The organism is Bacillus sp. YP1, from assembly GCF_000877815.1.
Classification (GTDB): Bacteria; Bacillota; Bacilli; order Bacillales; family Bacillaceae; genus Bacillus; species Bacillus subtilis.
On sequence record NZ_CP010014.1, the window covers coordinates 2,021,527 to 2,047,057 of the forward strand.

General features: G+C 43.0%; 28 protein-coding genes, 2 pseudogenes and 1 riboswitch. Of the genes and pseudogenes, 4 read left to right on the forward strand and 26 right to left on the reverse strand.

What is annotated here, in order from left to right; translation table 11 throughout:
• Window positions 1–26: 26 nt before the first annotated feature.
• The 14 genes from QF06_RS09735 to scpA all read right to left on the reverse strand — a co-directional run bounded on the left by QF06_RS09735 (window position 27) and on the right by scpA (window position 13,025).
• Entirely contained in the window at window positions 27–1,130 is a 1,104-nt protein-coding gene (locus QF06_RS09735) for a GerMN domain-containing protein (RefSeq protein ID WP_038828562.1), read from the reverse strand.
• A complete protein-coding gene (gene sigX / locus QF06_RS09740; RefSeq protein ID WP_003230521.1) occupies window positions 1,066–1,650 on the reverse strand; it encodes an RNA polymerase sigma factor SigX in 585 nt (194 codons plus the stop codon). The genes QF06_RS09735 and sigX overlap by 65 nt, the downstream gene beginning before the upstream one ends.
• 203 nt (window positions 1,651–1,853) lie before the next feature.
• Window positions 1,854–3,623 (reverse strand): sensor histidine kinase ResE, encoded by a 1,770-nt coding sequence (gene resE, locus QF06_RS09745; RefSeq protein ID WP_021481567.1) that lies wholly within the window; start codon window positions 3,621–3,623, stop codon window positions 1,854–1,856.
• Window positions 3,620–4,342: a DNA-binding response regulator ResD gene (gene resD, locus QF06_RS09750; RefSeq protein WP_003246107.1), complete on the reverse strand. Its 723-nt coding sequence runs from the start codon at window positions 4,340–4,342 to the stop codon at window positions 3,620–3,622. Before resD ends, resE begins: the two co-directional genes overlap by 4 nt.
• 80 nt (window positions 4,343–4,422) lie before the next feature.
• Window positions 4,423–5,598, reverse strand: coding sequence for a cytochrome c biogenesis protein ResC (gene resC / locus QF06_RS09755; RefSeq protein ID WP_043940147.1), 1,176 nt, complete (start codon window positions 5,596–5,598; stop codon window positions 4,423–4,425).
• A gap of 19 nt (window positions 5,599–5,617) precedes the next feature.
• A complete protein-coding gene (resB, locus tag QF06_RS09760; protein WP_038429221.1) occupies window positions 5,618–7,246 on the reverse strand; it encodes a cytochrome c biogenesis protein ResB in 1,629 nt (542 codons plus the stop codon).
• Window positions 7,243–7,782 carry a thiol-disulfide oxidoreductase ResA gene (gene resA / locus QF06_RS09765; RefSeq protein WP_003230513.1) on the reverse strand — a complete coding sequence of 180 codons (540 nt, stop codon included), beginning with the start codon at window positions 7,780–7,782 and terminating at the stop codon, window positions 7,243–7,245. The genes resB and resA overlap by 4 nt, the downstream gene beginning before the upstream one ends.
• A gap of 94 nt (window positions 7,783–7,876) precedes the next feature.
• Window positions 7,877–8,611 (reverse strand): 23S rRNA pseudouridine(2605) synthase RluB, encoded by a 735-nt coding sequence (gene rluB, locus QF06_RS09770; RefSeq protein WP_004398815.1) that lies wholly within the window; start codon window positions 8,609–8,611, stop codon window positions 7,877–7,879.
• Window positions 8,612–8,702: 91 nt separating this feature from the next.
• Window positions 8,703–9,239, reverse strand: coding sequence for a spore maturation protein SpmB (gene spmB / locus QF06_RS09775; RefSeq protein ID WP_003230509.1), 537 nt, complete (start codon window positions 9,237–9,239; stop codon window positions 8,703–8,705).
• A gap of 4 nt (window positions 9,240–9,243) precedes the next feature.
• Window positions 9,244–9,834: a spore maturation protein SpmA gene (gene spmA / locus QF06_RS09780; protein ID WP_004398980.1), complete on the reverse strand. Its 591-nt coding sequence runs from the start codon at window positions 9,832–9,834 to the stop codon at window positions 9,244–9,246.
• Window positions 9,822–10,970 carry a D-alanyl-D-alanine carboxypeptidase DacB gene (gene dacB, locus QF06_RS09785; protein ID WP_041849978.1) on the reverse strand — a complete coding sequence of 383 codons (1,149 nt, stop codon included), beginning with the start codon at window positions 10,968–10,970 and terminating at the stop codon, window positions 9,822–9,824. The genes spmA and dacB overlap by 13 nt, the downstream gene beginning before the upstream one ends.
• A 122-nt stretch (window positions 10,971–11,092) precedes the next feature.
• Window positions 11,093–11,632 carry a YpuI family protein gene (locus QF06_RS09790; protein WP_014477219.1) on the reverse strand — a complete coding sequence of 180 codons (540 nt, stop codon included), beginning with the start codon at window positions 11,630–11,632 and terminating at the stop codon, window positions 11,093–11,095.
• Window positions 11,633–11,686: 54 nt separating this feature from the next.
• On the reverse strand, window positions 11,687–12,280 hold the full coding sequence (gene scpB, locus QF06_RS09795) for an SMC-Scp complex subunit ScpB (protein ID WP_003223904.1): 594 nt from the start codon (window positions 12,278–12,280) through the stop codon (window positions 11,687–11,689).
• Window positions 12,270–13,025, reverse strand: a complete 756-nt coding sequence (gene scpA, locus QF06_RS09800; RefSeq protein WP_003246108.1) for a segregation/condensation protein A — start codon at window positions 13,023–13,025, stop codon at window positions 12,270–12,272. Before scpA ends, scpB begins: the two co-directional genes overlap by 11 nt.
• Window positions 13,026–13,306: 281 nt before the next feature.
• On the opposite strand from scpA, the gene QF06_RS09805 reads away from it, so the two are divergent.
• Complete coding sequence (locus QF06_RS09805) at window positions 13,307–13,831, forward strand: DUF309 domain-containing protein (protein WP_043940148.1); 525 nt, start codon at window positions 13,307–13,309, stop codon at window positions 13,829–13,831.
• A 13-nt stretch (window positions 13,832–13,844) separates the two neighbouring features.
• On the opposite strand, the gene ribT is transcribed toward QF06_RS09805, so the two are convergent.
• The 7 genes from ribT to sipS all read right to left on the reverse strand — a co-directional run bounded on the left by ribT (window position 13,845) and on the right by sipS (window position 19,308).
• Window positions 13,845–14,219, reverse strand: coding sequence for a GNAT family N-acetyltransferase RibT (ribT, locus tag QF06_RS09810; RefSeq protein WP_003223910.1), 375 nt, complete (start codon window positions 14,217–14,219; stop codon window positions 13,845–13,847).
• 112 nt (window positions 14,220–14,331) lie between these two features.
• A complete protein-coding gene (ribH, locus tag QF06_RS09815) occupies window positions 14,332–14,796 on the reverse strand; it encodes a 6,7-dimethyl-8-ribityllumazine synthase (protein WP_003223915.1) in 465 nt (154 codons plus the stop codon).
• Window positions 14,797–14,828: 32 nt separating this feature from the next.
• On the reverse strand, window positions 14,829–16,025 hold the full coding sequence (locus QF06_RS09820; protein ID WP_043940149.1) for a bifunctional 3,4-dihydroxy-2-butanone-4-phosphate synthase/GTP cyclohydrolase II: 1,197 nt from the start codon (window positions 16,023–16,025) through the stop codon (window positions 14,829–14,831).
• A 14-nt stretch (window positions 16,026–16,039) separates the two neighbouring features.
• Window positions 16,040–16,687 carry a riboflavin synthase subunit alpha gene (ribE, locus tag QF06_RS09825; protein ID WP_014480161.1) on the reverse strand — a complete coding sequence of 216 codons (648 nt, stop codon included), beginning with the start codon at window positions 16,685–16,687 and terminating at the stop codon, window positions 16,040–16,042.
• 10 nt (window positions 16,688–16,697) lie between these two features.
• Complete coding sequence (gene ribD, locus QF06_RS09830; protein WP_041849980.1) at window positions 16,698–17,783, reverse strand: bifunctional diaminohydroxyphosphoribosylaminopyrimidine deaminase/5-amino-6-(5-phosphoribosylamino)uracil reductase RibD; 1,086 nt, start codon at window positions 17,781–17,783, stop codon at window positions 16,698–16,700.
• A 129-nt stretch (window positions 17,784–17,912) separates the two neighbouring features.
• Window positions 17,913–18,057: riboswitch (FMN riboswitch) on the reverse strand.
• A 120-nt stretch (window positions 18,058–18,177) separates the two neighbouring features.
• Entirely contained in the window at window positions 18,178–18,522 is a 345-nt protein-coding gene (locus QF06_RS09835; protein ID WP_003230488.1) for a hypothetical protein, read from the reverse strand.
• Between the two features lie 234 nt (window positions 18,523–18,756).
• Window positions 18,757–19,308, reverse strand: coding sequence for a signal peptidase I sipS (sipS, locus tag QF06_RS09840; protein WP_041849981.1), 552 nt, complete (start codon window positions 19,306–19,308; stop codon window positions 18,757–18,759).
• Between the two features lie 266 nt (window positions 19,309–19,574).
• On the opposite strand from sipS, the pseudogene QF06_RS22125 reads away from it, so the two are divergent.
• A pseudogene (locus QF06_RS22125) lies at window positions 19,575–19,813 on the forward strand (hypothetical protein).
• Here QF06_RS22125 and QF06_RS09845 read toward each other — a convergent pair.
• A pseudogene (locus QF06_RS09845) lies at window positions 19,756–19,961 on the reverse strand (zinc ribbon domain-containing protein). The pseudogenes QF06_RS22125 and QF06_RS09845 overlap by 58 nt on opposite strands.
• Before the next feature lie 163 nt (window positions 19,962–20,124).
• Between QF06_RS09845 and QF06_RS09850 the strand changes: the two are divergent.
• Window positions 20,125–20,337: a spore germination protein gene (locus tag QF06_RS09850; RefSeq protein WP_003230479.1), complete on the forward strand. Its 213-nt coding sequence runs from the start codon at window positions 20,125–20,127 to the stop codon at window positions 20,335–20,337.
• A gap of 135 nt (window positions 20,338–20,472) precedes the next feature.
• Here QF06_RS09850 and QF06_RS09855 read toward each other — a convergent pair whose 3' ends face one another.
• The gene (locus tag QF06_RS09855) at window positions 20,473–20,904 is read right to left on the reverse strand and encodes a peptidylprolyl isomerase (RefSeq protein WP_003223931.1); all 432 of its coding nucleotides are present in this window, start codon (window positions 20,902–20,904) and stop codon (window positions 20,473–20,475) included.
• Window positions 20,905–21,160: 256 nt separating this feature from the next.
• On the opposite strand from QF06_RS09855, the gene QF06_RS09860 reads away from it, so the two are divergent.
• Window positions 21,161–22,033 (forward strand): DUF1002 domain-containing protein, encoded by an 873-nt coding sequence (locus QF06_RS09860; RefSeq protein ID WP_021479957.1) that lies wholly within the window; start codon window positions 21,161–21,163, stop codon window positions 22,031–22,033.
• Between the two features lie 29 nt (window positions 22,034–22,062).
• Here QF06_RS09860 and lysA read toward each other — a convergent pair whose 3' ends face one another.
• The 3 genes from lysA to spoVAEA form a co-directional block, all read right to left on the reverse strand.
• Complete coding sequence (gene lysA, locus QF06_RS09865) at window positions 22,063–23,382, reverse strand: diaminopimelate decarboxylase (protein WP_004398851.1); 1,320 nt, start codon at window positions 23,380–23,382, stop codon at window positions 22,063–22,065.
• Between the two features lie 105 nt (window positions 23,383–23,487).
• Window positions 23,488–24,969, reverse strand: coding sequence for a spore germination protein SpoVAF (spoVAF, locus tag QF06_RS09870; protein WP_003230471.1), 1,482 nt, complete (start codon window positions 24,967–24,969; stop codon window positions 23,488–23,490).
• On the reverse strand, window positions 24,920–25,531 hold the full coding sequence (spoVAEA, locus tag QF06_RS09875) for a stage V sporulation protein SpoVABEA (protein WP_003230469.1): 612 nt from the start codon (window positions 25,529–25,531) through the stop codon (window positions 24,920–24,922). The genes spoVAF and spoVAEA overlap by 50 nt, the downstream gene beginning before the upstream one ends.

Here is a 25,531-nt window from a genome sequence, read left to right on the forward strand (position 1 = left end):
TAAAAAAGAGCCTCAAAGGGCCCATTTTAGTTTAAGAAAATCGGATTTGGAGCAGCCGGTACCGGAATTGCATCTGATACGTCATATTTGCCGATTTTGTTTGTTCTGGTTTCGGTAAAGGTCACTTCTGTGAAGCCAAACTCTTTTGCGGTTAAAAGAAGTCCCTCAATCATTAAAATACTGGCAATAGAATCCTCAACTTCTGAGTCCTTTGAGAAACGGATATATAAGTGCTTCTGTTTCTTCGTTACAGATTGGACAGTACCCGCTTGAATAAGCGGTGTTGTATCTTTTTGACTGCTCGATTCCATTTCATTAATCGCTTCTTTTACCGTATCAAATGTTTTTTCTGACGGAATGAGAAAGTTTCCTTGTTTATTTTTGTACAAGTAGTAAGCTCTTTTTGACTGTTTTGGAATCGAAATTTCCGTAAAAGTGCCATATGAGCCAATCCGAACGCCAGTCTCATTTTGATCCGATAAAAATTTGACTTTTTCATAAGGACTCCATTTTAAGGATTCTTTAAGCAATTTTTTTAACAGTGTATCATCTTTTACAGAAAATGCCGTAGCTGGCTGATGGACTCGTATACTTAATTCCTTCTGCTTTGGTTTTTCTTTTATTTCTACTTCATCTATGAAGGATGGAATTGTAATGGCATGATCCAAGATATCCAATTCACTACTTACAGTCAGCATGTCCTGGATCGTTTGGTATGCATTTGTTTTTTGAATGCTGACAGGTATGATTGCAGATGTATCGGCATCAGCAACTGCTACAGTGATGTAATTGTCTTGTTCCTTTTCAGTTACAACAAACGATGTATGATCCAGGGATGATGCAGCTTTTGGGCTGTCTTCTGTCTCAGTTTTCGTTACTGCGTTCTCTTGGGACGCTTCTTTTTGTTGAGGCTGTGCCTGATCAAAGAAATGAGGAGAAATAATGAAGGCGATATAAACCGCAATTGCAGCGGCACACGCGGGGCCAATCCACCTGACAGCGGGCTTATTTTTACGCTTTGCCATCGTCAGCCGCTTGTAAATATCCTGAGGCGAACGATGGTCTTTAACTGCCGGAAGTTGACTTAACAACTCCTTTATCTGTTCTTCGTTCCATTCTGACTTCATCATCCATTAGCTCCTCCCTCAAAAGCTCCATATGTTTCCGAAGTACTTTGAGCCCTCTGTGTTGGGTCGTTTTTACTTTGCTTTCCGAGAAGCGCAGAGCCTTGGCTGTTTCCTGTATTGAATATCCCTGAATAAACCGCAAGATAATCACAGCTCTTTGATCGATTGTACATTGATCAAGCGCAGCATAAATTTCCCGGACATTTTCATGTTGAACCGCAAGTTCGTCCGGCAGCAATTGCTGATCCCTGACATCTTGTGTATCCCAGTCAAATGTACCGAGTATACGCTGTCTGATTGTTTGCTGTTTACGAAACCAGTCTATCGCAACATGGCGTGCGATAGACAAAAGCCATGTTTTTTCACTGCTTCTTCCTTCAAACGTATGATAAGAATTTAATACCCGGATATAAACCTCTTGAAGAAGGTCTTCTGTCTGGTTTTTATCCTTTACCATATAAAATAAAAATTGGTACAAATCTTGATGATATGTATCATATAATAATTGAAAGGTTTCTTCCATTTGAAACCCCTCCGTTCACTTTTTTGTCGTATGAATAGCTTGAAAAGTTACATTACAACTATATTACGAGTAACTGGAATTTGGAAGGGAATTTATATTAACATATCCTTAAATTTTATTAATGTTGGCTATTAAAAAAACACCCGCTCAGTCAGCGGGTGTTTCTTATGGAACAAGATTCTTCGGCAAATTCAGACTCGATTTTACCGTTTTGTCGGAATATAAAAAGTAAATGTTGTTCCTTTATCTATTCGGCTGTGCACAGTAATTGATCCGTTGTGGGCTTCCACGATATTTTTAACGATAGCCAGCCCTAACCCGGTTCCTGCTCTGCCTCTTGTCCGCGCTTTATCTGCCTTATAAAACCGCTCAAAGATAAATGGCAGATCTTCTTCCGGTATGCCGGACCCGGAGTCTTTGATATCAATTTTCAATCCATCCTTCACAGAATGGACTGAAATGGAGACACTGCCACCGGATGAAGTATGCCGCAACGCGTTATCGATCAAATTGGTAAATACCTGCTCCATCTTGTCTTCATCAAACATAAATTCCTCTTCTGTGAGAGAAATGTCATGATGTAAAGCAATATTTTTTTCTTTCGCAACACCGGAAAACTTCCGAATGATCTTTTCTAAAAACTCATTCACATTGATTTTTTCATAATGTAAGCCTGTATGGCCTGATTCCATTCGGGCTAAATCAAGCAAATCATTAACTAAACGGCCCATTCGGAGCGATTCGTCATAAATGATTTGGGCAATTTCTTTCCGGTCTTCTTCAGAGCTTGCAATGTCATCGACAATTGCTTCACTGTATCCTTGAAGCATGGAGATTGGTGTTCTCAGCTCATGACTGACATTTGCGATAAAGTCCTCCCGCAGCTTATCAAGGCGGCGTTCTTCTGTCATGTCACGCAGTACGGCAACCGCTCCTCTGACATGCGATTCCGCATAAAGCGGCGACATCAAAAGCACCCATGATCTGCCTTGCAGCGTCATCTCAATCATTTGTTCTTTTTCAGTGCTGACAGCGTTTTGAAACAGCTCTTTTGCTTCAGGCGGAAGGTTGTCGCCTTCTTTGATATTCATGTTCTGTTCATAATACCAAGCCTGAAGAAAACGTTCAGCCGGCGGGTTGGTCACAAGAATCGTACCGTCAATATTAATGGTAATAACCCCGTCAGCCATACTGCTCAAAATGTTAGAAAGCTGCTCTTTTTCTTGATTGAGCGCATTGATATGAAAGTTAAGCTGCCGGCCCATTTGATTAAAAGCGGTCGCCAGTTCACCGATTTCATCCTGAGTTAAAATCGGGATTTTTGTATCGAACTTGCCCTTCGCCAAATCCTGCGCGCCTTCTCTCATTTTTCGGAGAGGGTACGTGACCCTGCTTGATAAAAAGAATGCGAAAAATGTGGTCAGCACAATCGCAATTCCAGCGGCAAGAAAAATATAGCGGGTCGTATGTTTTGTTGTATCTTTAACGGCAAGCAAAGACTGGGATAAAAAGACCATGCCTTTCTTTCCGTCTTTTTCATACGGGACACCTACAATCAGGCGTTCATTATCCGTGTCTGTATCGCTCAGTCCCGTCCGTTTGCTTACTTTTTTATGGTCTTTGAGAGCTTTATTTAAGTCTTTGTCATGCTGTATTTGCTCAACCGTAATAGACGACAGGCGATTTTTATCATTCGGAGAATACCAGTGGTTCTTCTCATCCTGGATGATGGCAATGCTTGTTAAGTTATCAGCGAGCTCCCAAGTGATTGACCTTGCCAGTGCCTGGTCCTCGTGATTTTCTAGGATGACAGCAACTTTATTCGCAAGCTGTGTTAAATCATTCTCGGCTTCTTCCACATGGTAGTTTTCAATAAACTCCAGCAAAAGAACCGTTAAAATGAACAATACGATCAAGACGAGTGAAAGGATCGTAAACCACAGCTTGCCTACTACGCTTTTCCAAAATTTCATTCAGCGCCGACCTCAAATTTATAACCTACACCCCATACTGTGACAATTTTTTTCGCAGCTTCCGGAGATACCTTGTTCAGCTTCTCTCTCAAGCGTTTGACGTGAGTGTCCACTGTGCGTAAATCACCAAAAAACTCATATTGCCACACTTCTTTCAGAAGCTTTTCCCGATCATACACCTTGTCAGGCGTTTTCGCTAAGAAATATAGAAGCTCATACTCTTTTGGCGTCAAGCTCACTTCTGTTCCATCAGCTGTTACGCGGTGAGCATCATGGTCTATTGACAGATGTGAAAACACGAGCACATTTTTCGTCGGTGTATTGGCATTGAAATAAGAGGTTTGGGATGCTCTTCTCAAAAGGGCCTTTACACGCAGCACGACTTCTCTCGGGCTGAACGGCTTAACAATATAATCATCTGTTCCCGCTTCAAACCCCTGCACCCGGTTTGCTTCTTCTCCTTTTGCGGTCAGCATGATAATGGGTGTCGCTTTTTTTTCACGAATTTGCCGGCACACTTCAATTCCATCAGTCCCCGGCATCATCAGATCAAGCAAAATTAAGTCATAATTGGCTTCAAGCCCTTTGGCAATGGCTTCATCACCATTTTCAGCTTCATCTATAGCATAATTTTCACGTTCAAGATACATTCTTAAAAGGCGGCGAATTCTGGCTTCGTCATCAACTACTAATATTTTTGTTTCGTTCGTTTGGTCCATGTTTTCCCCCTGCTTTCCTTCTGTTACTTTCATTTTATCAAATCGTGAGAAAGTTTGAGAACTGTGTCGCTTTCAAAGGACTATGCATAAGAATGAAGTCCGGCAAGCACAAGATTTACGAATATTAAATTAAACATAATAATAGCAAAACCGATTACGGCCAGCCATGCTGACTTCTCACCGTGCCAGCCTCTTGACAGTCTTAAATGCAAGTAGGCGGCATAGAACAAAAATGTGATCAGCGCCCATACTTCCTTAGGGTCCCAGCCCCAAAATCTGGTCCACGCGAGCTGAGCCCAAATCATTGCAAAGATCAGCGCGCCGAGTGTAAAGATCGGAAATCCGATTGATACGGCCCTGTACCCAACCTCATCCACCAGATCAAGATTGACGTTTTTCACCAGCGGATGTAATAGAGCGCTGATTCTTTTTCTGATGATCAGACGGAGAGCCCCATACAACACAAGACCTGCTCCAAATGACCAAATGACAGTGTTCACTTTTCTGCCTGAGAAAAGCGCGGGAAGTTCAACAAGCGGTTCCATTCTTCCTTCGGTCAAAAGCTCTCCCTGATGCGGACCGACAAGCGCGGGCATTTCGTACACCATCACGCTTTTTTCTTTATTTTTGTCCACCCAGTTAAACTCCGCTTCATAGCCCGCAAGACGAAATGCTGATGTGATTGCAATAAAGGCGACGGTTGTGACCAGGATAAACATAATCGCTTCAAGCCAGAAGGTCTTTTTGCTTGGCTTTGTCTGGTCTACATGCTTCAAAAGAAAGATGACACCAGCGACAAAGCTGATGGCAAGTATAGCTTGCCCAAGCGCGGCCGTTGTTACATGAATATACAGCCAGTTGCTTTGGAGCGAAGGAATTAAAGGCGAGATATCTGTTGGAAACATGCTGGCGTAGGCAATCAGCAATAAAGCAATTGACAGCGTAAACAGGCCTAATGAAGGCAATCTATAGAGAAAATAAAGAATGATAAACGCCAAAACAAGCATCATGCCAAAAGCGGTGGTGAATTCAAACATATTGCTGACCGGCGCATGGCCGCTGGCAGCCCACCTTGTGATGAAATATCCAAGGTGGCAGAGAAAACCGACAATAGAAAGGGTGATTCCAATGTTGGCCCATCGGTTTGGCCTGCCCTTTTTATCTTTATTCCCGCGTATGGCCCCGCCGAAGATCGGGACAGCGATTAAATACACAAGAAAGGCCGCATAAAGAAAATTTCCGCTCAGCTCTGCCATGACATCACTCCCTTTTCGCCTATTTCTGTGTTTTGATTAATTCTTTTTGGTCCACCGGTTCAGTCAGTCCGGAATCAGCCAATATAAATGCTAAATCCTTCTTCAGGCCAAACCAGTTTTTATTGGTATGCCCCGCTACCATAACTGCACCGTCCTGTGAGTGCAGCCAAATTCTTCGATGCTGCCAGTACATACCTTGAATAACACCGATCATAAAAATGGCTCCGCCGACAGCAAGCACCCAGAGTGTCAGATCCTTTCTGACTGTAAGTCCAGTAATGTTTTTCGTTTCGACATGGTCAAATTTCAGCTTGTATTTATTATTGCCTGATCCTTCGATGGTTTCTTGGATGGCGACAAAGCTCTTTTCGCCTTTCGGTTTGTCCGGCGTTATAATATTAAAGACAAAAGCCGGATTGTTAGGGATCTTTGTTTTTGTGCTCGGCTCTCCGTCCTGATTAAAATAGAAGTCAGGCAGGTAGCTGGCGATTTCCACCTTGTAACCGTTGCCAAGATCATAGACCGAATCTGGATCCAGAAGGTTGATCTTCAGGCTCCCAAAGGATTTTTTTGTTTTTTTATCAATCAGCTGGAACACCATCTGGTCAAGCTGATTCTCTTTGTAATCCACCTGGTAAACGGAAAAAGAATCAAAACGCAGCGGCTGATTGACACGGATGTCTTCTTCTGTTACTTTTTTCAGCTTCGGCTTCTCGCCATAAACAATTTTTCCTTCTCTCTTGTAGAGTACGGCATCGGTTTGAAAGTTCTTTGCCACTCTACCGTCCCCGACTCTGTCAATGGCATCTGCAAATACCTTTTTTTCCGTTTTGCTGTTATAGGTCTCTACGCTGAATTGATTGTTTTTTAAATAATATTTTCCGTCTGTACCCGGAATTGCTGCGGTTTCGCCTTCTCTGACCCAAAGCGTCTCATCGACGTACATGCCAGGCACAAATCTCAGCATCGCACCAATCAGAAAGATGATCAATCCAATATGGTTGACATACGGGCCCCAGCGGGAAAAGCGTCCTTTTTCAGCAAGAATGCTGCCCTCTTTTTCTCTGATTCTATAATGTTTTTTCTTTAATAGAGCAACTATCTTTTCTTTCGATTCCCCGTTCAGTACTGTAACTGTTTCACTGAACAAGCGCTGCCTTCTTAAAAAAGCCGGGCTCCTTCTGACGCCTTGGTTTTTTAACGCTCTGTACAACGGAATGACCCGATCAAGGCTGCAAATCACAAGTGAAATGCCGATCGAGGCAATGAGCAGCAAATACCACCAAGAACCATATAAATGATGAAACCCGAGCAAATAATAAAGCTGGCCGAACGTGCCGTACTGCTCCTTGTAATAAGTATCAGCCTGTGCGCCCGGAGGCAGATAGGCTTCCTGGGGAAAAATGGTGCCGAACGCTGATGCGGCAAGGGTTATGACGATAAGCCATATTCCCACCTTAACCGAGGAAAAGAAATTCCAAATTTTATCGATGATCGTTTTGTTATAGGTTTGCGAACGTCTTGCGCTTCCGTCATATCTCATATCAGCGAGCGGAGGTTGAGTTTCCTGAAGAGCTCTTCCGCACGATTCGCATAAAACGGTTCCGACCGGGTTTATATGTCCGCATTCACATTTGACTTGCTTCATCCCGAAGTCTCTCCGGGTTTTATGAGATTCATATAATCGTGTATCATGCTTTCTGTCATAGTGCCGGTCACCACCTTGACAACTTTTCCTTCCGGATTGATCAAAAAGGTTGTCGGAAGCGGAGATACGTCATAGGCATCAAGCACTTGGCGATCTGTATCCAGAACAACCGGGAAATTGACTCCGTAGGATTTCATAAAATTATGTACTGCTATCTTTGACTCCCCAACATTTACAGCGACAATTTCAACACCTTGGCTTTTAAAATGCTTATATTGGTTTGCCATATAAGGAAACTCTTTTTTGCACGGTTCACACCATGTACCCCAGAAATTCAAAAAAACACCTTTCCCTTTTAAGTCACTGAGCTCGATACGTTTCCCATTCGTATCCTCAAGGACAAAATTCGGTGCGTCGGACCCTTCGGATATACTCTCTTTGCCGGCAAATACAGCATTGTAAATGGTATAGCCGAGTGCGCAGATTAAAACGAGAAGGATGCCGGTCCGAATGAATAAACGCCTTTTTTTCTTCATTGTCCACTGCCCCCTTCCCCCTATTGCAGATCCATTCAATTATATCATTGCACGTTCATTTCACATTTCTTACTTTTTGAAGGTTATGTGAAATTTAGAAAGCGTTTTTACCGTGATCCGCCAGTGCTCTGAGCCTTTTTACTTCGTGAGGCGTAAGCTCTCTGGCATCGCCCGTGTGCAGGCCTCGCAGGTTTAAAAACGCGTATTCCTCACGCTTCAGCTTGATTACCTCATGTCCGATCGCTTCAAACATGCGGCGCACCTGTCTGTTGCGTCCCTCATGGATCGTCAGCTGAATAATGCTTGTCTGCTTTTTCTTATCCAAGGACAGCAGCTTCGCTTTAGCAGGCGCTGTTTTGCCTTCTTCCAGCCTAATTCCGCGCTCCAGCTTTCTGAGCAGCTCTTTAGGCGGGATTCCTTTCACCTTCGCCACGTATGTTTTGTCTATTTCATACTTAGGGTGCATCAGCTTATTGGCGAATTCGCCGTCATTGGTTAAAAGCAAAAGACCGCTCGTATCATAGTCCAGACGCCCAATCGGATAAATGCGCTGCGGAATATTTTTAAAAAAGTCCGTCACCACTTTGCGTCCTTTATCATCTTGCGCTGCGGAAATAACGCCTCTTGGTTTATATAAGAGAAAGTAAACCGGCTCTTCGCGTTCAACCTTTAACCCGTTTACCTCAATCTGATCAGAACCGGTGACCTTAACACCTAGCTCTGTTACTACTTTGCCATTCACCTTTACTTTTCCTTCTTTAATCAGCTCTTCTGCCTTTCTGCGCGACGCAACTCCGGCATGAGCAATCACTTTTTGCAGTCTTTCCATGTCTTTCACCTCAAGTATTATCTTACTTTTTTCAACCTTAACAAACAAGCTTTTTCAAATTCCTATGCCAAATCTAAAAAAAACGCCGTTTTCAGGCGCTCCCAAATAATAACGTAACGATGATGATAGATGCAACTACGCCGATTAAATCTGCAAGAAGTCCCACCTTTAATGCATCACCCATTTTTTTAATGCCGACTGCTCCGAAATACACAGTCAGTACGTAAAGCGTTGTATCTGTAGATCCCTGCATGACGGAAGCCAGCCTGCCGATAAAGGAATCGGGCCCGTATACTGCAATTAAATCGGTCGTCATTCCGAGAGCGGCCGTACCGGAGATCGGGCGGATCAGAGCAAGCGGCACTACTTCAGCAGGGATGCCGATAGCGGAGAAAGCCGGTTTTAAAAGATCCATTATAAAATCAAGCGCGCCTGATGATCTGAAAACAGTTATAGCGACAAGCATTCCGACTAAATAGGGGATAATGGAAAAGGCAATTTCTATCCCCTCTTTCCCGCCTTCGACAAACGATTCATATGTCGGAACCTTTTTGATCGTTCCATAAAGAAGAATTCCGGCAATAATGATTGGAATCATGGCTAAAGACAGCCAGTTGATGATTTCCATCCGCTCACCTTCCCTTCTTTTTGCGGCGGTAATAAAAATACCGATCAATGATAATGGCACCGATTCCGGAAATAAGCGTTGCCAAAATGCTTGGCCCGACGATATCTGTCGGCGTTTTGGAGGAATAAGCCATTCGGACAGCGATCACCGTTGTCGGGATGAGTGTGATGCAGGACGTATTAACAGCTAAAAAAGTAATCATTGACCGGCTTGCTTCCGATCGGTTTCCATTCAGCTTTTTCATTTGTTCCATTGCTTTAATGCCAAGCGGAGTTGCTGCATTTCCGAGGCCGAAGAAATTCGCCATAAGATTAGATAAAATATAGCCCATCGCCGGGTGATCCGGCGGTATATCAGGGAACAGTTTAGATATAAAAGGCCTGCACATCCGGCTGAAAATATCCAAAAGACCTGACTGCTCGGCGATTTTCATTAAGCCAAGCCAGAAAACAAGCACGCTCATCAATCCAAATGAAATCGTAATCGCTTCTTTCGCACCCTTAAACACGGCTTCATTTACATCTTGCAGAGTTCCGTTGCACATCGCAAAAACGAGTCCGATCACGGTTAAACTGACCCAAATTATATTGACCATTTTGCTCCGCCTGCCGCATTCAGAAAGATTGATTTAAACGTTTCAAAAAATTGTTTCTTCGGTTTTTGATGCCGCTCATTTTCATAATAGATCGGCACTTTTGCGATGGTTGCATCGTTGAACATGATCTCCATGTGCCCTACGATGTCAGGGATTTTCGAGGCATCTTTTTCCCATGCTTTTTTCGGCTTGAGCAGTGTGGTATTAATTTTCACATCTTCTTTTTCCTCTTCAGTCAGCAAATAGGTGATATCACGTTTGATAAAAGCCTTCGATTCATAAAATGTGCCTTTCAGCTTTGGAATATCCCCTTTTTTTGCAATTAAATAGGTTTGATAATGCTCAAACACATAGTTAAACATCTTCATATGGTCATCCCAATCATTAGGGTCATTAATGGTGACGGCTATCAGGTCAATGCTGTCCTTTGAAGCCGTAGAGACCAGTGTCCGTTTTGCAAGTTTTGTATAGCCTGTTTTTCCTCCTGTGCTGTACGGATATAGCATGGTCAGCAGTTTATTTTTGTTTTTCCATACGCTTTCCATCGTTTCCGCTTTGTATATTTTTGTGCCTGAAATCTTTTGATAGTCTTTCAGCTTCATAGCATACTTAGTTAAAATGGCCATGTCATAGGCTGTTGAATAATGATTTTCATGGTCGTCCAATCCGTGCGGGTTTTGAAAACGGGTGTTTTTCATACCAAGCTGCTCGGCTTTTTGATTCATCATATAAACAAACCCATCGAGGCTCCCACCGACATGCTCAGCAATCGCGACAGCGGCGTCGTTTCCTGATCTTAGCATCAGGCCATACACAAGATCTTTTAGCTTCACTTTTTGACCTTCTGTTAAATAAATGGCGGAGCCTTCTGTTCTGACAGCATTTGCCGAAACCGTCACCGTTTGATCCATTTTGCCGGATTCGATGGCGAGGACGGCGGTCATAATTTTTGTGATGCTCGCGATCCGCCTTTTTTGATGCTCATCCTTGGCATATAACACTCTGCCTGACGCACCGTCAATAATGATCGCGCTTTTTGCACTGACATCTATAGCAGCATGTGCTGTATTCACATTTACGGTTGCAATTAGAAAAGTAATCATGATCACGAATACTGCTTTTTTGAAAATGCGCATGTTTGCTCACGTCCTTGTGGTGGTTTGTACAAGTTTATGCGCATGTCCATCAGTTATGAATAACAATTATATTTCTGGAAGCAAACATAAAAAAACTCTCCCTGAAAAAGGGAGAGTAAACGTTATCTGATTGGCGCCATGCTTGATCCGGACGCTTCGTAATGAGCCAGCTCTTCCCTCATCTTCAGAAAGGCCGCGCTCAACGGCAATAATAATTGCTCAAGCGACGCAGGAACAGCATGATAAAACTCAATTGCGCTGACCCCGGTATAAGACGCCCGGCTATTTTCACACCACGTGTCTTTTTTCGGCATAAAGAACTCTTCAATGCATTGGTGATACACATTATAAAGTGTTTTTTCCGCTCTGGCTTCCTGAAAAGGCTCCTGCATCAGGAGACGGCGGCACGCTTCTGCGCCTCCTTCACAAAATACTGCCATTCTTCTCAGAGTGCTCAGCACATCACAGCAGTATCCTTTTTCAATAGGCAATTCAGCCTGTAAGGACTCAAGCGTCGTTTGATTTAGGTAATCGTTCACGGTATTGACAACCATTGATAAGAATTCGCCTGTTTTTTGAGTCTGCGCTCGCACAATCGAATGTCCCATTTCGTTTGGTATCTTCCCCTCATGTCTTTGTCTCTCACATTTTGCTTCTTTCATGATAGCTTCTTCCTTATATCTTATGATGATGAAAAAGCGCGATTCATTAAACTTCTATTTTATATCTTCGAAGGTTTGGTTAAAGTTTTCAAAAAATAAATCTGCTTCTTCTTGAAGAACGTCTTCTTCCGCATTTTCAGGCAGCGGCGGAAGCTCGTCCAGCGTTTTCAGACCGAATTGTTCAAGAAAAGTCGGCGTAGTACCGTATAAAATGGCCCGCCCCGGACCATCGGCACGCCCTACTTCACACAATAGCGCCTTCGCGACAAGACTGTGTAAAATCCGCTCTGATTTTACTCCTCTGATTTCTTCAATTTCTGCTCTCGTAATTGGCTGTTTGTATGAAACAATGGCCAGTACTTCTAAAGATGCTTGAGAAAGGCCCTTTGACGGCACTTCAATCAGTTTTTTCAAGTAAGGCGCAAAGTCTTTTTTGGTAGAGAGCATGTACGTATCTGCATACTCAATAAGTTCAATCCCTCGTGTATCTCCGCGGTATTCGTCCGCCACATCCGCCATGATCGTGTTCAGTTCAGGCTCTTCGATTTCAAGCACTGTTAACAGCTGCTTTTTTGTAAGCCCTTCATCGCCTGCCGCATAAAGAAGGGCTTCCACAATAGCTTTCCAATTCACGATATCAAGCCCCATGAATGGATTCACTCCCCGTAATGTAAATATCTGAAAAATTGTGCTCCTGTTCAATGAGGACCAGCTGATTTTTCATCAGCTCGAGAACAGCTAGAAAGGTCACTACTAAATGTTCTTTTTGCTCATATGGAAACAGATCCATAAAGTTGATTCTCGTTCCTCTAGATTTCAAGCTGTGCACGATTTCGTTCATTCTGGCTTCGATTGGTATGTCCTGTCTTGTAATTGTTGTTTCCATCGGCCTGTTTATTTTTTTGCGTTTCAGCACTTTTTGAAAAGCTCCGATCATATCATAGACCGTGACAGAGAGCTTTTGCTCAGACTGTTTTACTTCTTTTGCATATTCACTCAAATCACTCGGCGGTTTCGTGAACGATTTTTGTCTTTCTTCTTCCCGTTCTTTTAAATCCTTCGCCGCATCTTTATATTTTCGATACTCAATCAGCTTTTCAATCAGTTCCTCCCGCGGATCTTCTTCTTCAAGTAATTCATCTTCAAAAAGCTCCTCCTCTTGCTTCGGGAGCAGCATTCTGCTTTTAATGCTGAGCAGCGTGGCAGCCATAACCAAATACTCGCTGGCAATGTCGAGCTCAAGCACACGCATCGTATGTACATATAATAAATATTGTTCAGTGATCTTCGCCACAGGTATATCATATATGTCAATTTCAAGACGATTGATTAAATGAAGCAGCAGGTCCAATGGGCCCTCAAACGTATCAATTTTCACTTGATATTCTTCCATCATCTCACCATTTTCAAGTATCACTCTCATTGCCGGAAAAACTGGCTACCCTATAGTATAAGCCACCAAAAAGCTCTCGTCCAATACTATTTCATTTCCTGTTTTGAACAAGTTTTGTACAGAATATTCAAAACACGAGAGGTGTTTGCTGGGAGCGCAGAAGCGGGAGAAAAAGCCTTAGCTTCTGGTTTTCCTTTCTAAGAAGCAATAGAGGCCGAGCGTTCTTTTTTCCTTTTATCCCTTCTATGGTACACTAAAAGCACATTAAAGGAGGAAACACCTTGTATCCGAAAGCTTATATAGATTATCTCGTTGAGTTTCACGCGACACGGGATTATTTTGAATGCCATGAAATATTAGAAGAATTTTGGAAGGAAGATCCGCCAAAGAAACGAAAACGCTATTGGGTGGGCTTTATTCAGCTTGCAGTGGCTTTATATCATCACAGAAGGCAGAATACAGCCGGGGCAAAAAGACTGATGGCGAACAGCATCCGGATTCTTCAAGCAGAACACCGGGCAGTCGAAGACTTAGGGCTTGATCATGGCCGTTTGCTCGAACTTATGCAATCGGTTTACGAACAAATCGAGACGGGCTCTGCCTATAGAAGCATTATGCTGCCAATCAAAGATGAGAAACTGGAGGAAGCATGCAGGATCGAATGCAGGAAAAAAAAGTATACATGGGGGCAGCCCAGTGCACTCAGGAACATATTTCTTATCGACAAACACCGTTTGCGGGATCGGACTGACGTCATCCGTGAACGTGAAAAAGAAATAGAACGCAGAAAAAAAAGCAGAGGCTGATGACAGCCTCTGCTTAATTATTGTATGAAATGTCTTGATCCTGCTGACCTTGACAACGTTCGAAAAAGCTCTGCGTTAATTCATTTGGAACCAGTACTTGCGTTTTGAATAAATGCTTTAAAGCATCCATCATCTGTTTTCCGATTCCTTGATGGCGATGAGAAGGATTCACACTGATATGCCGGATCTCAACCTCAGAATCCTTTTTTTCGACTCCGATTGCTCCGACGATATCCTCGTCCTCTTTCCAAAGAAAGAGCTGGCGGTCTGTATCCGTTTCGTAGTCCTTAATTGTCTGCTGAAGCTGCTTAAGGTCTTTTTCATTCGGCATAAACGAAAGAAGCCCCATCGCAATCTTTTCAAACGATTTTTTATAACGAATTAACATAAAAACCCCTCTATATCCAAAATGTCCAGTCTGCTATTAACGGATACGAATAGGTGATCCGTTTTCTCACATTATATCATTTTCACCATATTTTTAAACTGTTTTCAGCAAATTATTCAAATGAGCGGTTTAAATTTGCCATTTCAATGGCAGAAACAGCACAATCTACACCTTTGTTGCCCGCTTTTGTGCCGGCACGCTCGATAGCCTGTTCGATGTTTTCAGTTGTTACAATTCCAAAGATGACAGGTACACCAGTAGTGTTTGCTGCTTGCGCGATGCCTTTTGCAGCTTCATTGCAGACATAATCGTAATGTGTCGTCGCGCCTCTGATGACAGTGCCCAATGTGATAATAGCATCATATTTTTTTGTTTCCGCCATTTTTTTCGCAGCAAACGGTATTTCAAATGCGCCTGGAACCCAAGCCACATCAATATCATTTGTGTCTACGCCATGTCTGAGCAGCGCATCTTCTGCTCCGCTCAGCAGCTTGCTCGTAATAAAATCATTAAATCTTCCTACTACGATTCCGATTTTAAGACCTGTACCAACTAAATTTCCTTGTATGATATTCATATGATTCCCATCCTTTTTTGTGATATTTGTGATTAGAAATGAAGTAAATGACCTAGCTTGTTCATTTTGGTTTGCAAATATTTTTTATTGTGTTCTTTCGCCTCCATTTGAAGCGGCACTCTTTCTGAAATACTGAGTTCGTAGCCTTCAAGGCCTGCGATTTTTCGCGGATTATTCGTCAAAAGCTTCATATTCCGGACACCGAGGTCGCGTAAAATTTGTGCTCCGATGCCATAGTTGCGAAGATCCGGCAAGAATCCAAGCGCCTCATTGGCTTCTACGGTGTCATAACCTTGTTCCTGAAGCTTATAAGCTTTTAATTTATTGATTAAACCGATGCCTCGTCCTTCTTGGCGCAAGTACAGAAGCACTCCACGGCCTTCTGCGGCAATTTGGTTCAGCGCGGCGTGCAGCTGCGGTCCACAATCACAGCGATGAGAGCCAAACACGTCACCTGTGAGACATTCTGAATGCACCCGGACCAATACCGGTTCTTCTCCGAACGGCACATCTCCCATCACAAATGCGACATGCTCTTTTCCATCTACCTCATTTGTGTATCCATAAACCTTAAATGTCCCAAAATCAGTAGGCAGCGTAATGTCAACTTCACGCTCGACGAGTGTTGTCAGATTGTAACGGTATTGAATCAAATCCTTAATGGTGATCATTTTTAATTGATGCTTTTTCGCAATTTCAATGAGCTCAGGCACTCTCGCCATCGTTCCGTCTTCATTCATAATTTCACAAATGACGCCGGCTCCTGGAGATCCGCAGGCTTCAGCAAGATCAACAGCAGCTTCTGTATGGCCCGCTCTTTTCAGGACACCTCCTTTTTTCGCAATCAGCGGAAAAATGTGCCCCGGACGCTGAAAATCAGATGGCACGGATGTGCTGTCCAGCAATGCTTGAACGGTAAAAGATCTTTCTTGAGCGCTGATACCTGTTTTCGTTTCACGATGGTCTATGCTTACGGTAAATGCAGTATGGTGAGAATCTGTATTATGCTCCACCATAGGGTGAAGATCAAGCCTGTCTGCGATTTCCTCACTGAGCGGCGTGCAGATCAGTCCTCTCCCATGTGTCGCCATAAAGTTAATGACTTCCGGCGTTGCATGCTCGGCAAGAGCCACAAAGTCTCCTTCATTTTCTCTGTCTTCATCATCTACAACGATGATAACTTCGCCTTTTTTTAAAGCGTCCAGTGCTTCTTCTATCGGATGAAACATGCAAATCTTCCTCTCTAAAAGCCGTTTTCGCTTAAGAAGGCTTTTGTAATGGTTTGTTGGGTCTTATTTTCATTGGCTTTATGCAAAAATCGATACATATATTTTCCGATCATATCGCATTCGATATTCACTTTAGAGCCGATCGTTTTTTCTGAAAAGATCGTTTCGCTGATCGTATGCGGTATTAAGGAAATCGTCACTGTGTCTTCTGTCAGGCCGAATATGGTTAAGCTCACGCCATCCACAGTAATTGATCCCTTTAAAACCAATGTTTTTGTTAATGACGGGTCCATTTTTAAATCATAGTAAACTGCGTTGCTTTTCTCTTCAATTCGTGTGATTTCCGCAGTTCCGTCGACATGGCCTGAGACGAAATGGCCTCCGAAACGGCCGTTTGCCGCCATTGCTCTTTCCAGATTTACTTTGCTTCCTTTTGTTAAATCATTCAGTGACGTAGCTTTGACTGTTTCAGGCATAACATCCACTGTGAATTGATTTTTTGTAAAATCAGTGACAGTCAGACAAATGCCGTTCACTGCAATGCTGTCGCCAAGATGAACATCCTCTAAAATCTTTGAGCATTTAATTGTTAAGGCCATTGAATGCCCTGCTTTTTTCATGGATTCGATTGTGCCTGTTTCTTCGATAATTCCTGTAAACATGGTCACCATCCTATTCCTTTGTTGGTTTTGCCGTCAGTTTGATATCACGGCCGATTTGGGTTATATCAGTGAATTGTAATAAGGGGACATCTTTCATTGATTGAAAACCTTCACCGGAGATTAAGCTGGGAGCATGCGTTCCTCCGATTAGTTTAGGGGCAAAATAGAAGATGATTTCTTGAAAACAGCCTTCTTTGACAAAGCTTCCGTGAACAGCTGAACCGCCTTCCACATACACCGACATGATGCCTTCTTCCGCTAGGATCTTCAAAACATCGGGAATTTGAATGCGCTCGGTTTCAAGTGTAAATATGTTCACTCCGAAAGCTGAAAGCCGTTTTTTCTTTTCCTCGTCTGCGCGTGCCGTCGTAAAAATCCATGTCGGCGCTATTTGATCGCAAATCACTTTAGCGTCCTCAGGAATTGAGAGTACGGTATCAAGTATGACCCGAACCGGCTGTTTTGTTACATTCGGCAGTCTGCAGGTTAAGCTCGGATTGTCGGCTTTCACTGTGCCAACTCCGACTAAAATGCTTTGGTGTGTTTTCCTGTATTGCTGAGCATCCTGTCTTGCAGCCTCTGACGTGATCCATTTGCTGTCACCTGTGCTGGTAGCTATCTTGCCGTCAAAGCTGGCAGCCGCTTTTAGCGTGACGTACGGAAGGCCTGTCCTCATAAAGTGCAGAAATTTTTCATTCAGCCTCTCCGCCTGGTCTGCCAGGATGCCTTCCCTTACCTCAATGCCGGCTTCTTTCATCATGCTGATCCCTCTTCCAGCCACAAGCGGATTAGGATCTCTCATCGCCACGAACACTTTTTTGATGCCAGAGTTGATAATCAATTCTGCACATGGCGGTGTTTTTCCATAATGGCTGCACGGTTCAAGTGTAACGTAAATGTCGGCACCCTCTGCATGTGCTCCAGCCATATGGATGGCATGAACTTCTGCATGAGCTTCACCATATTTTAAATGGGCGCCCATTCCGACAATTTGTCCGTCCTTTACGACAACAGCGCCGACGAGCGGATTGGATTCGGTCTGTCCTTCGCCCTGCTTCGCAAGATCTAATGCCAGCTTCATATAATACTCTTCCATTTGTTTCCCTCCCCTCTTTTGTTATTTACCGTCAAAAAAGCCCCGAATTTATAAAAAATCCGGGGCTTTAGGTATTTTACGCAATAGGAAATAGCACTATGCATTTTTGAACCATTTGCATAGCGGTTCATCATCCTTCTCCCATCCAGACTTTCACTGTCGGCTTCAGCTTAAACTGAATCCACCGCGTGCTTATGCACACGGGTCACGGGCTCTAAAGCAAATGTGCTTTACTACCGCCGGTCGGGATTTCCACCCTGCCCCGAAGGATACAATCTTTATTCATTTGTCCTTATTGGCTATTATAGCGATCCTTTTTAAAGTACGCAATGAAATAAACTTACAATTTGAGAAAAACAAAACATCACCCTTCGATCCGAAAGGTGATGTTTTGTTAATCATTCACTTTTGCAACCTTGATTAATCCGTCGATCCGCTTTGATTTGCTGAAGTATGCCTTAATCTTGTCACCTTCTTTTATATCAGATAAATCCTGATTTAATTTTTTTCCGTTGAAGATGATTTTTGTTCCGTTTTCTGCTACTCCATGATACTCTGAGCCGTCAATTTTCGTCACTTTATATTCCTGGATGGTGTATTCCTCTTCTTCCGAGGACAAGGTTTGTCCAATTGCTGTCGGAACATCCTTCAGCTCAACATCATTTATGTACATATAACCGCCTGCAAGTAAAAGCAAAAGCACTAACAGAATGGTAATCTTGGTTTTTATTCTTCCCATTTCTAAACCTCCAGCCAATATGAATCTATTCATTCATATGAGTTATTCCTTTTTTTCATGAATAAAAAACCGTAAATTCTCGTAAATTATTAATATAACGATGCATAACGGGAATATGTTTCACATTTCTGCAAAAATTTCTTTTCTATAGATATACGAATTTATGTTCTGTTTTTAGGGGATGACCGTAAAAAAGATATAAAAAAAGCAGCCCCAATGGGAAACTGCTTGATCCTAATTTGTTTTGCGAATTTCATTAAACGGGTAGAAAACAAACTTTGACGTACCCGCAATTTGTTTTTTCGTGAAGAGGCCAAGTCCGTTACGGCTGTCCATGGAATTCCGACGGTTGTCACCCATCACAAAATACTTGTTATCAGGCACTTTAACCGGGCCGAAATCATCGGTCAAAGGTTTACCGTCCTGTTTCGCTATCTTTTTATTAGCTGCCAAATAAGGTTCGTCCACCTTTTTCCCGTTGATATAGAGCTGGTCATTTTTCATCTCAACCGTATCGCCGGGAAGGCCGATAATACGTTTGACATAGTGAACATCATCTCCGTTTAACACGACAATGTCCCCTCTATCAAACTCGCCGATGTATTTGACTGTCATATTGACAAAGACCCTTTCACGATCGTGAAGTGTAGGTTCCATGGATTCACCGTCAACGACATACGGCGCAAAAATAAAGTTGCGGATGAGCAAAGCAAGAACGACAGCAATCACAATTGCTTTTGCCCATTCTAATATTGTTTTTTTCTTCGAAACATTTTCTGATTTCAACTGATTTCCTCCAATAAACAACGGTCTTCAATTTATGTTATCACGAATCGAAAAAAAATCCCATTAGGACCATTGAAGTGATTTTACAAACTGTTAATCTTCATCTTCTACCCACATCATGCCTATTTTTTCTTGTCGATCATAACTAAGCCTGCAAATATTGAAAGAAATGAATCGCATAATTCAGAAGCGATGGACTCAGAAGAAAGAGAGTTCTCATATGCTAAATCTTTAGATCGTATATAAGGCATGAGGTTACGAACAGTTTGTTCATTTACTGCATTCCATTGATCTCTCAGTCCATGATACCCATGGCACTTGACAAAAAACAATTCACGTCATAAAGGTTACTGGAATGTTTGCGGCAACCTATTTCGCAGGTGATAACCGCACCCCATTTTTTGCTTTCATAATATGTTTAAAATCATTCAAGCTCGAAAACATGGATCAGCCTCTAAAAAATAAATCCAATATATTCCCGGCAGTTGAAGACTCTTTATTATAAAACTCTGAATATCCGCAGTTCTTACAGTAAACCCTAGAAATCGGTTATGCTGCACGTCAAACAGCTTTGATAATCCCGTGCCGGTTGTGGCTATTTCTTTTTGTCCTGCTTCAGTACTGCCGCATTTTCTACAGCCTTTGTTGTCCATATCGCGATCTCCTTTTCATTACATCACGTTTATTTGATTTATTTTACCACAAAATACCAATGAGCAGGCATCTCCTAAATATTTTTGCCATTAAGTTTACGCTAATCAACTCTAGCACTAATACATATAAAAAATAGAATGATATGAAAGGAGACTTGATAGTATGATTGATTATCCTATTAATATAAACAACGTTTCCGGGAACAGCGTAATTAACGTAGGCGGCGCTTTTATGATCAGGCCTTTAACTTTGTCCAAATCTGTGTTTGGCTCCGGAGGTTTAAACACAGGAATTGTCTTTGAAAATAACTTTGTAAGCAAGGCTAAAATGATTAATCATCAATTTACTGATCAGAACGTCACCAAAACTTTTTAATGTATTCAATACACGGGGGTCACTAACTAAACACCTGGTTTTGCCAACCGCCATCAGCATTCGGCGGTTTTTTATTGAACATTTTTGGCCAATAAAAAAAGCTTCCTCTCTAAGAGGAAGCCTTTTGCCTGCCGATTAGCCTTCTACACGAACTTCTTTCATGACGTCGCCATTAGACATGTTTTTCGCGAATTCTAATCCGCTTGTTACTTTACCAAATACAGTGTGAACACCGTTCAAATGAGGCTGTGGCTCATGAACGATGAAAAATTGGCTGCCGCCAGTGTCTTTTCCGGCATGTGCCATAGAAAGTGCGCCCGCCTCATGTGTATGCGGGTTTCCTTCTGTTTCACATTTGATTGTGTATCCTGGGCCGCCAGTACCAGTTCCGTGCGGGCATCCGCCTTGGCTCACGAAGCCAGGGATCACTCGGTGGAATGTAAGCCCGTCATAAAAGCCTTCGTTTGCAAGCTTTTCAAAGTTTGCAACAGTTCCAGGTGCAGCTTCAGGATAAAGTTCAAATTCAATTTTGTTCCCGTCTTCTAATAAAAAGTAACCTGTTTTCAATTGTATGCCTACTTTCTTTATTTTAATTTTCAAAGGAGATTATGTATGATAGGTTATAGCCTGTCTCTCCTTGTCGCGGCTATTATACCACACCTTTCGGGGGAAAACGAATCTCCCGAGCTTTACTAAAAAATAAAAATGAAACCTGAATCTCTTTATCTCCGTCTAACCTAACGGAACTGTATTTTTCATGATTCAGGTCCTCACAAAGCAGCACTATCCAGCTGCTTGTGAAATTGAAGGAGGTCAAACTGCTTTGAAGAAAATTTGGATTGGAATGCTGGCAGCGGCCGTTTTGCTGCTGACGGTTCCGAAGGTCAGTCTCGCGGATGCCGCAGTTGGAGATGTCATTGTAACACTGGGTGCTGATTTGTCAGAATCCGACAAACAAAAAGTGCTTGATGAAATGAATGTCCCTGATAATGCCACAACGGTAACCGTGACCAATAAAGAAGAACATGAATATTTAGGAAAATATATATCAAACGCGCAAATCGGATCGAGAGCGATTTCTTCTTCGTCAATCACCATTGCCAAAAAAGGCTCCGGATTGAATGTTGAGACCCATAATATCAGCGGCATCACAGATGAAATGTACCTGAATGCACTGATGACAGCCGGTGTGAAAGATGCGAAGGTGTATGTTACAGCACCGTTTGAAGTATCCGGGACTGCGGCTTTAACTGGATTGATTAAGGCGTATGAAGTTTCTTCAGACGAAGCGATCTCGGAGGATGTTAAACAAGTCGCCAACCAAGAGCTTGTCACGACATCAGAGCTTGGAGACAAAATCGGTAACGAAAATGCATCAGCCCTGATTGCAAAAATCAAAGAAGAGTTTGCTAAAAACGGGGTGCCTGATAATAAAGCTGACATCGAAAAACAAGTGGACGACGCAGCTTCTGATTTAAATGTCACGCTTACAGACAGCCAAAAGAATCAGCTTGTCTCCCTATTCAATAAGATGAAAAACGCTGACATTGACTGGGGACAAGTCAGTGACCAGCTTGATAAAGCGAAAGATAAGATTACGAAATTCATAGAATCAGATGAAGGCAAAAACTTCATCCAGAAAGTCATTGATTTCTTCGTATCTATCTGGAATGCGATTGTATCTATATTCAAATAAGAAAAGCGCCGAAAAATCGGCGCTTTCTTTTATTGCTTTACACCCGTTTTAAATGGCAGATCAAGTTTTACAATATCTTCGTATGTTTCTCGCTTCACGACTAAATGAGCCTCACCGTTTTCGACAAATACAACGGCGGGTCTCGGAATACGGTTATAATTGTTGGCCATGCTGTATCCATAAGCGCCTGTACAAAAAACGGCAAGAAGATCGCCTTCTTTTACTTCCGGCAGGTCAATATCCCAAATCAGCATATCTCCGCTTTCACAGCACTTTCCGGCAATCGATACCGTTTTGTCATGCGCTTCTCCGATCCTGTTGGCTGCCGCAGCTTCATATTTAGCTTGGTAAAGCGCAGGACGAATATTGTCGTTCATGCCTCCGTCTACTGCCACATATTGGCGGACACCCGGCACTTCTTTTTGAGAGCCAACCGTATAAAGGGTTGTGCCTGCGTCTCCCACGAGAGAACGGCCCGGTTCGATCCAAATTTCCGGAATATCAAAACCGTAACGGGAGGCATTTTCTTTCACAGCTTCAATAATTTTTTCAACGTATTCAGTGGCATGAAGCGGTTCATCATCTTCCGTATAACGAATGCCGAAACCTCCTCCAAGATTCAGCACCTTGGATACAAATGAATATGAATCTCTCCACTCGTCTAGTTTTTTGAAGATTTTTTCCGCTGCTAACACAAAACCGGCCGTATCAAAGATTTGCGAGCCGATATGGCAATGGACACCCAGCAGCTGAATGTGTTCCGATTGTAATACTTGTTCAATGGCCCGTTCAGTTTGTCCGTTATGAAGATCGAAACCAAACTTTGAATCTTCCTGGCCCGTTGTAATGTAGTCATGCGTATGCGCTTCTACTCCGGGCGTGATCCGAAGAAGAACATCGATGGAGTGACCCGTTTCTTTACATAGGTCTTCAAGAAGCGCAATTTCATAGAAATTATCCACCACAATGCAGCCGATGCGGTGCTCAAGCGCCATCCGCAGTTCTTCCCTGCTCTTATTGTTCCCATGAAAGTGGATGCGTTCTGCCGGAAAGCCTGCCGCAACAGCCGTATATAGCTCTCCTCCGGATACGACATCTAAAGAAAGTCCCTCTTCCTCAGCGAGCTGAATCATTGCGACTGATGAGAATGCTTTACTCGCATATGCCACCTGTGCTTTCAGCCCTGCAGAAATAAACGCCTGCTTAAAGCTTTTAGCACGCTCACGTATTAAAGCCACATCATATACGTAAAGAGGTGTACCATATTTCTCCGCTAAATAGAGAGCATCCACACCTCCGATTTCTAAATGACCATGTTGATTTTGTCTGCTTGTGCCGTGTAAGAACAATGTCATTCCCTCTTTCTCCGCTTATGGATGAAAGGACAGTTTTATGGACTGTCCCTTCATAATTAAGACATACATTATCATACTCTTCAGTCAGTTTCAATGCGATTATGAATTGGTAGGCTGTCTTAAACGATTTTTGGGGTGAACGATACTGGGTCTTACTTTTGCGCCAGGTTTCGCTGTGCGGACAAGAACCTGCCACAGCGCCTTTCCGTTAAAGGGAATCAGCGGCCATAAGTACGGTGTCTGAAGGGATTTGATGCTTGCCATGGCAATAATTAGCACTGTAAATCCGATGACGAGCCCTTTTATATGAAATAAGGCAACGAGTATCATGAGGACAAGACGGCTCATTTTGTTTGCCAAGCTTAATTCATAACTAGGCGTCGTAAAGGTTCCAATCGCCGCAAGTGAGACGTACAGAATTACCTCAGGAGAAAAAAGGCCGACCTCAATCGCAATCTGCCCGATCAGAACAGCGGCAATTAAACCCATTGCTGTCGATAAAGCCGTCGGGGTGTGAATGGCAGCCATTCTGAGAAACTCGATTCCTAAGTCAGCTAAAAATATCTGCAGGATGATCGGGATATGCGTATCTTTATTTAAACCGATAAATTTCATGTTGTCCGGGAGCAGATCAGGCTGAAGCACAAAGAGAAACCAGATCGGAAGAAATAAAGTAGAAGCAAGAATACCGAAAAATCTTACCCATCTTAAAAAGGTCCCGACTGAAGGCGCCTGCCTATATTCTTCAGCATGCTGCACATGGTGAAATAAAGTCGTCGGGGTAATGATCACACTCGGCGATGTGTCCACTATAATGATAACATGGCCTTCTAGAACATGATTTGCGGCCACATCCGGTCTTTCTGTATAGCGCACGAGCGGAAAAGGATTATAGCTTTGATTAACAATGAATTCCTCGACAGTTTTGTCTGCCATTGTTAATCCATCGACATCAATGGATGCAATTTCTTTTTCTACGATCTCAACCAGATCCGGATCAGCTATATCTTCTATATAACAAATGCTTAAATCCGTCTTTGACCGCTCACCAACTTTAGTCATCTTGACTCGAAGGCGCTCGTCTCTGATCCGCCTTCTGAGAAGGGCCGTATTGACGACAATATTTTCAACAAATCCGTCTCTGGCTCCTCTGACTACCTTTTCCGTATCAGGTTCTTCCGGGTTTCTGCCCGGATAGCTTCTGACGTCAATTATAAATGCGAAGCCTGCACCTTCAACAATGACAGCGACGAGCCCGGACAGCACTTGGTCGGTGGTTTCATCCAAGGTTTTTACTTTTTCGACCTGGGCGTTAAGCAGCCTGTTTTCGACGATGTCGACCAGCTCATCAGGGTCTTCTTTCCGATTGTTAATGGCGACAAGCTCTCTCATTAAATGAATAATATAGGCTGTATCGCATAATCCATTTAGATAGTAAAGCTGGATCTCTTTATCTAAAATCGTGAGCTTGCGAACACCTACATCATAGCTCGTCCCCATCCCAACACGGTTTTTGAAATACTCTTCATTTTTAGCTGGATTCCGATAAACCCGAATTTTCTCTTCCTTGTGGTCCGGCATGATACCCGCTCCTTTCTAAAATAAACTCGACCGCTTTCATGGTGATTGGCGACCCTTTTGAGATATCGTCTTTTCTGCCCATTTTGCCGATATCCCCGATACCGACAATAAGCGGGAGATCAAGTTTATCAAGGCAATAGACTGTATCTCCACTCATTCTGTGGTCATCAAATTCTCTTTCCCCGACTTTATCGACGCCGTATTCAGTTATTTCTCCATTGCGGTCAATGCTTACATCGACCCTGGTCCATTCAGCCTGATGTGTTTTTGAAGCGACCGCAATCACACCGAGCACTTCAATAGACGGATGGGTTGCGACATAGGTTAGAGCGGCTTCTCCCGGACCCTCTCCTTGAAGGCCGGAGTCGTCAAACATGACAAATACAGGATCATACGGTGCTGAGGCGATCAGCTTGACAAGCTCGGCGCCGCTACGGGTGGAAGGATTCCCTTTTGATTGTGAAATGCATCGACCTCCCACTTTGCTTGCGGCGTATTCAATTGTTTTAGCGGCATAAACATCCCCGTCTGTTACCAGTATGACCTTGCGTTTTGTCGTCAT

Bases quoted from the DNA above. Each gene is read 5' to 3' on its own strand.
- spoVAEA (WP_003230469.1), bottom strand. From the start codon at position 25,531: ATGACGACAAAACGCAAGGTCATACTGGTAACAGACGGGGATGTTTAT.
- scpB (WP_003223904.1), bottom strand. From the start codon at position 12,280: ATGGGGCTTGATATCGTGAATTGGAAAGCTATTGTGGAAGCCCTTCTT.
- ribD (WP_041849980.1), bottom strand. From the start codon at position 17,783: ATGGAAGAGTATTATATGAAGCTGGCATTAGATCTTGCGAAGCAGGGC.
- resD (WP_003246107.1), bottom strand. From the start codon at position 4,342: ATGGACCAAACGAACGAAACAAAAATATTAGTAGTTGATGACGAAGCC.
- QF06_RS09735 (WP_038828562.1), bottom strand. From the start codon at position 1,130: ATGATGAAGTCAGAATGGAACGAAGAACAGATAAAGGAGTTGTTAAGT.
- QF06_RS09820 (WP_043940149.1), bottom strand. From the start codon at position 16,025: ATGTTTCATCCGATAGAAGAAGCACTGGACGCTTTAAAAAAAGGCGAA.
- rluB (WP_004398815.1), bottom strand. From the start codon at position 8,611: ATGGAAAGACTGCAAAAAGTGATTGCTCATGCCGGAGTTGCGTCGCGC.
- ribT (WP_003223910.1), bottom strand. From the start codon at position 14,219: ATGTTAATTCGTTATAAAAAATCGTTTGAAAAGATTGCGATGGGGCTT.
- sigX (WP_003230521.1), bottom strand. From the start codon at position 1,650: ATGGAAGAAACCTTTCAATTATTATATGATACATATCATCAAGATTTG.
- resA (WP_003230513.1), bottom strand. From the start codon at position 7,782: ATGAAGAAAAAAAGGCGTTTATTCATTCGGACCGGCATCCTTCTCGTT.
- ribH (WP_003223915.1), bottom strand. From the start codon at position 14,796: ATGAATATCATACAAGGAAATTTAGTTGGTACAGGTCTTAAAATCGGA.
- QF06_RS09835 (WP_003230488.1), bottom strand. From the start codon at position 18,522: ATGGGAAGAATAAAAACCAAGATTACCATTCTGTTAGTGCTTTTGCTT.
- spoVAF (WP_003230471.1), bottom strand. From the start codon at position 24,969: ATGCCGGACCACAAGGAAGAGAAAATTCGGGTTTATCGGAATCCAGCT.
- ribE (WP_014480161.1), bottom strand. From the start codon at position 16,687: ATGTTTACAGGAATTATCGAAGAAACAGGCACAATCGAATCCATGAAA.
- spmB (WP_003230509.1), bottom strand. From the start codon at position 9,239: ATGGAAATCATCAACTGGCTGTCTTTAGCCATGATTCCAATCATTATT.
- spmA (WP_004398980.1), bottom strand. From the start codon at position 9,834: ATGGTCAATATAATTTGGGTCAGTTTAACCGTGATCGGACTCGTTTTT.
- dacB (WP_041849978.1), bottom strand. From the start codon at position 10,970: ATGCGCATTTTCAAAAAAGCAGTATTCGTGATCATGATTACTTTTCTA.
- QF06_RS09850 (WP_003230479.1), top strand. From the start codon at position 20,125: ATGATTGATTATCCTATTAATATAAACAACGTTTCCGGGAACAGCGTA.
- scpA (WP_003246108.1), bottom strand. From the start codon at position 13,025: ATGGAAGAATATCAAGTGAAAATTGATACGTTTGAGGGCCCATTGGAC.
- resC (WP_043940147.1), bottom strand. From the start codon at position 5,598: ATGGCAGAGCTGAGCGGAAATTTTCTTTATGCGGCCTTTCTTGTGTAT.
- QF06_RS09790 (WP_014477219.1), bottom strand. From the start codon at position 11,632: ATGAAAGAAGCAAAATGTGAGAGACAAAGACATGAGGGGAAGATACCA.
- resB (WP_038429221.1), bottom strand. From the start codon at position 7,246: ATGAAGCAAGTCAAATGTGAATGCGGACATATAAACCCGGTCGGAACC.
- resE (WP_021481567.1), bottom strand. From the start codon at position 3,623: ATGAAATTTTGGAAAAGCGTAGTAGGCAAGCTGTGGTTTACGATCCTT.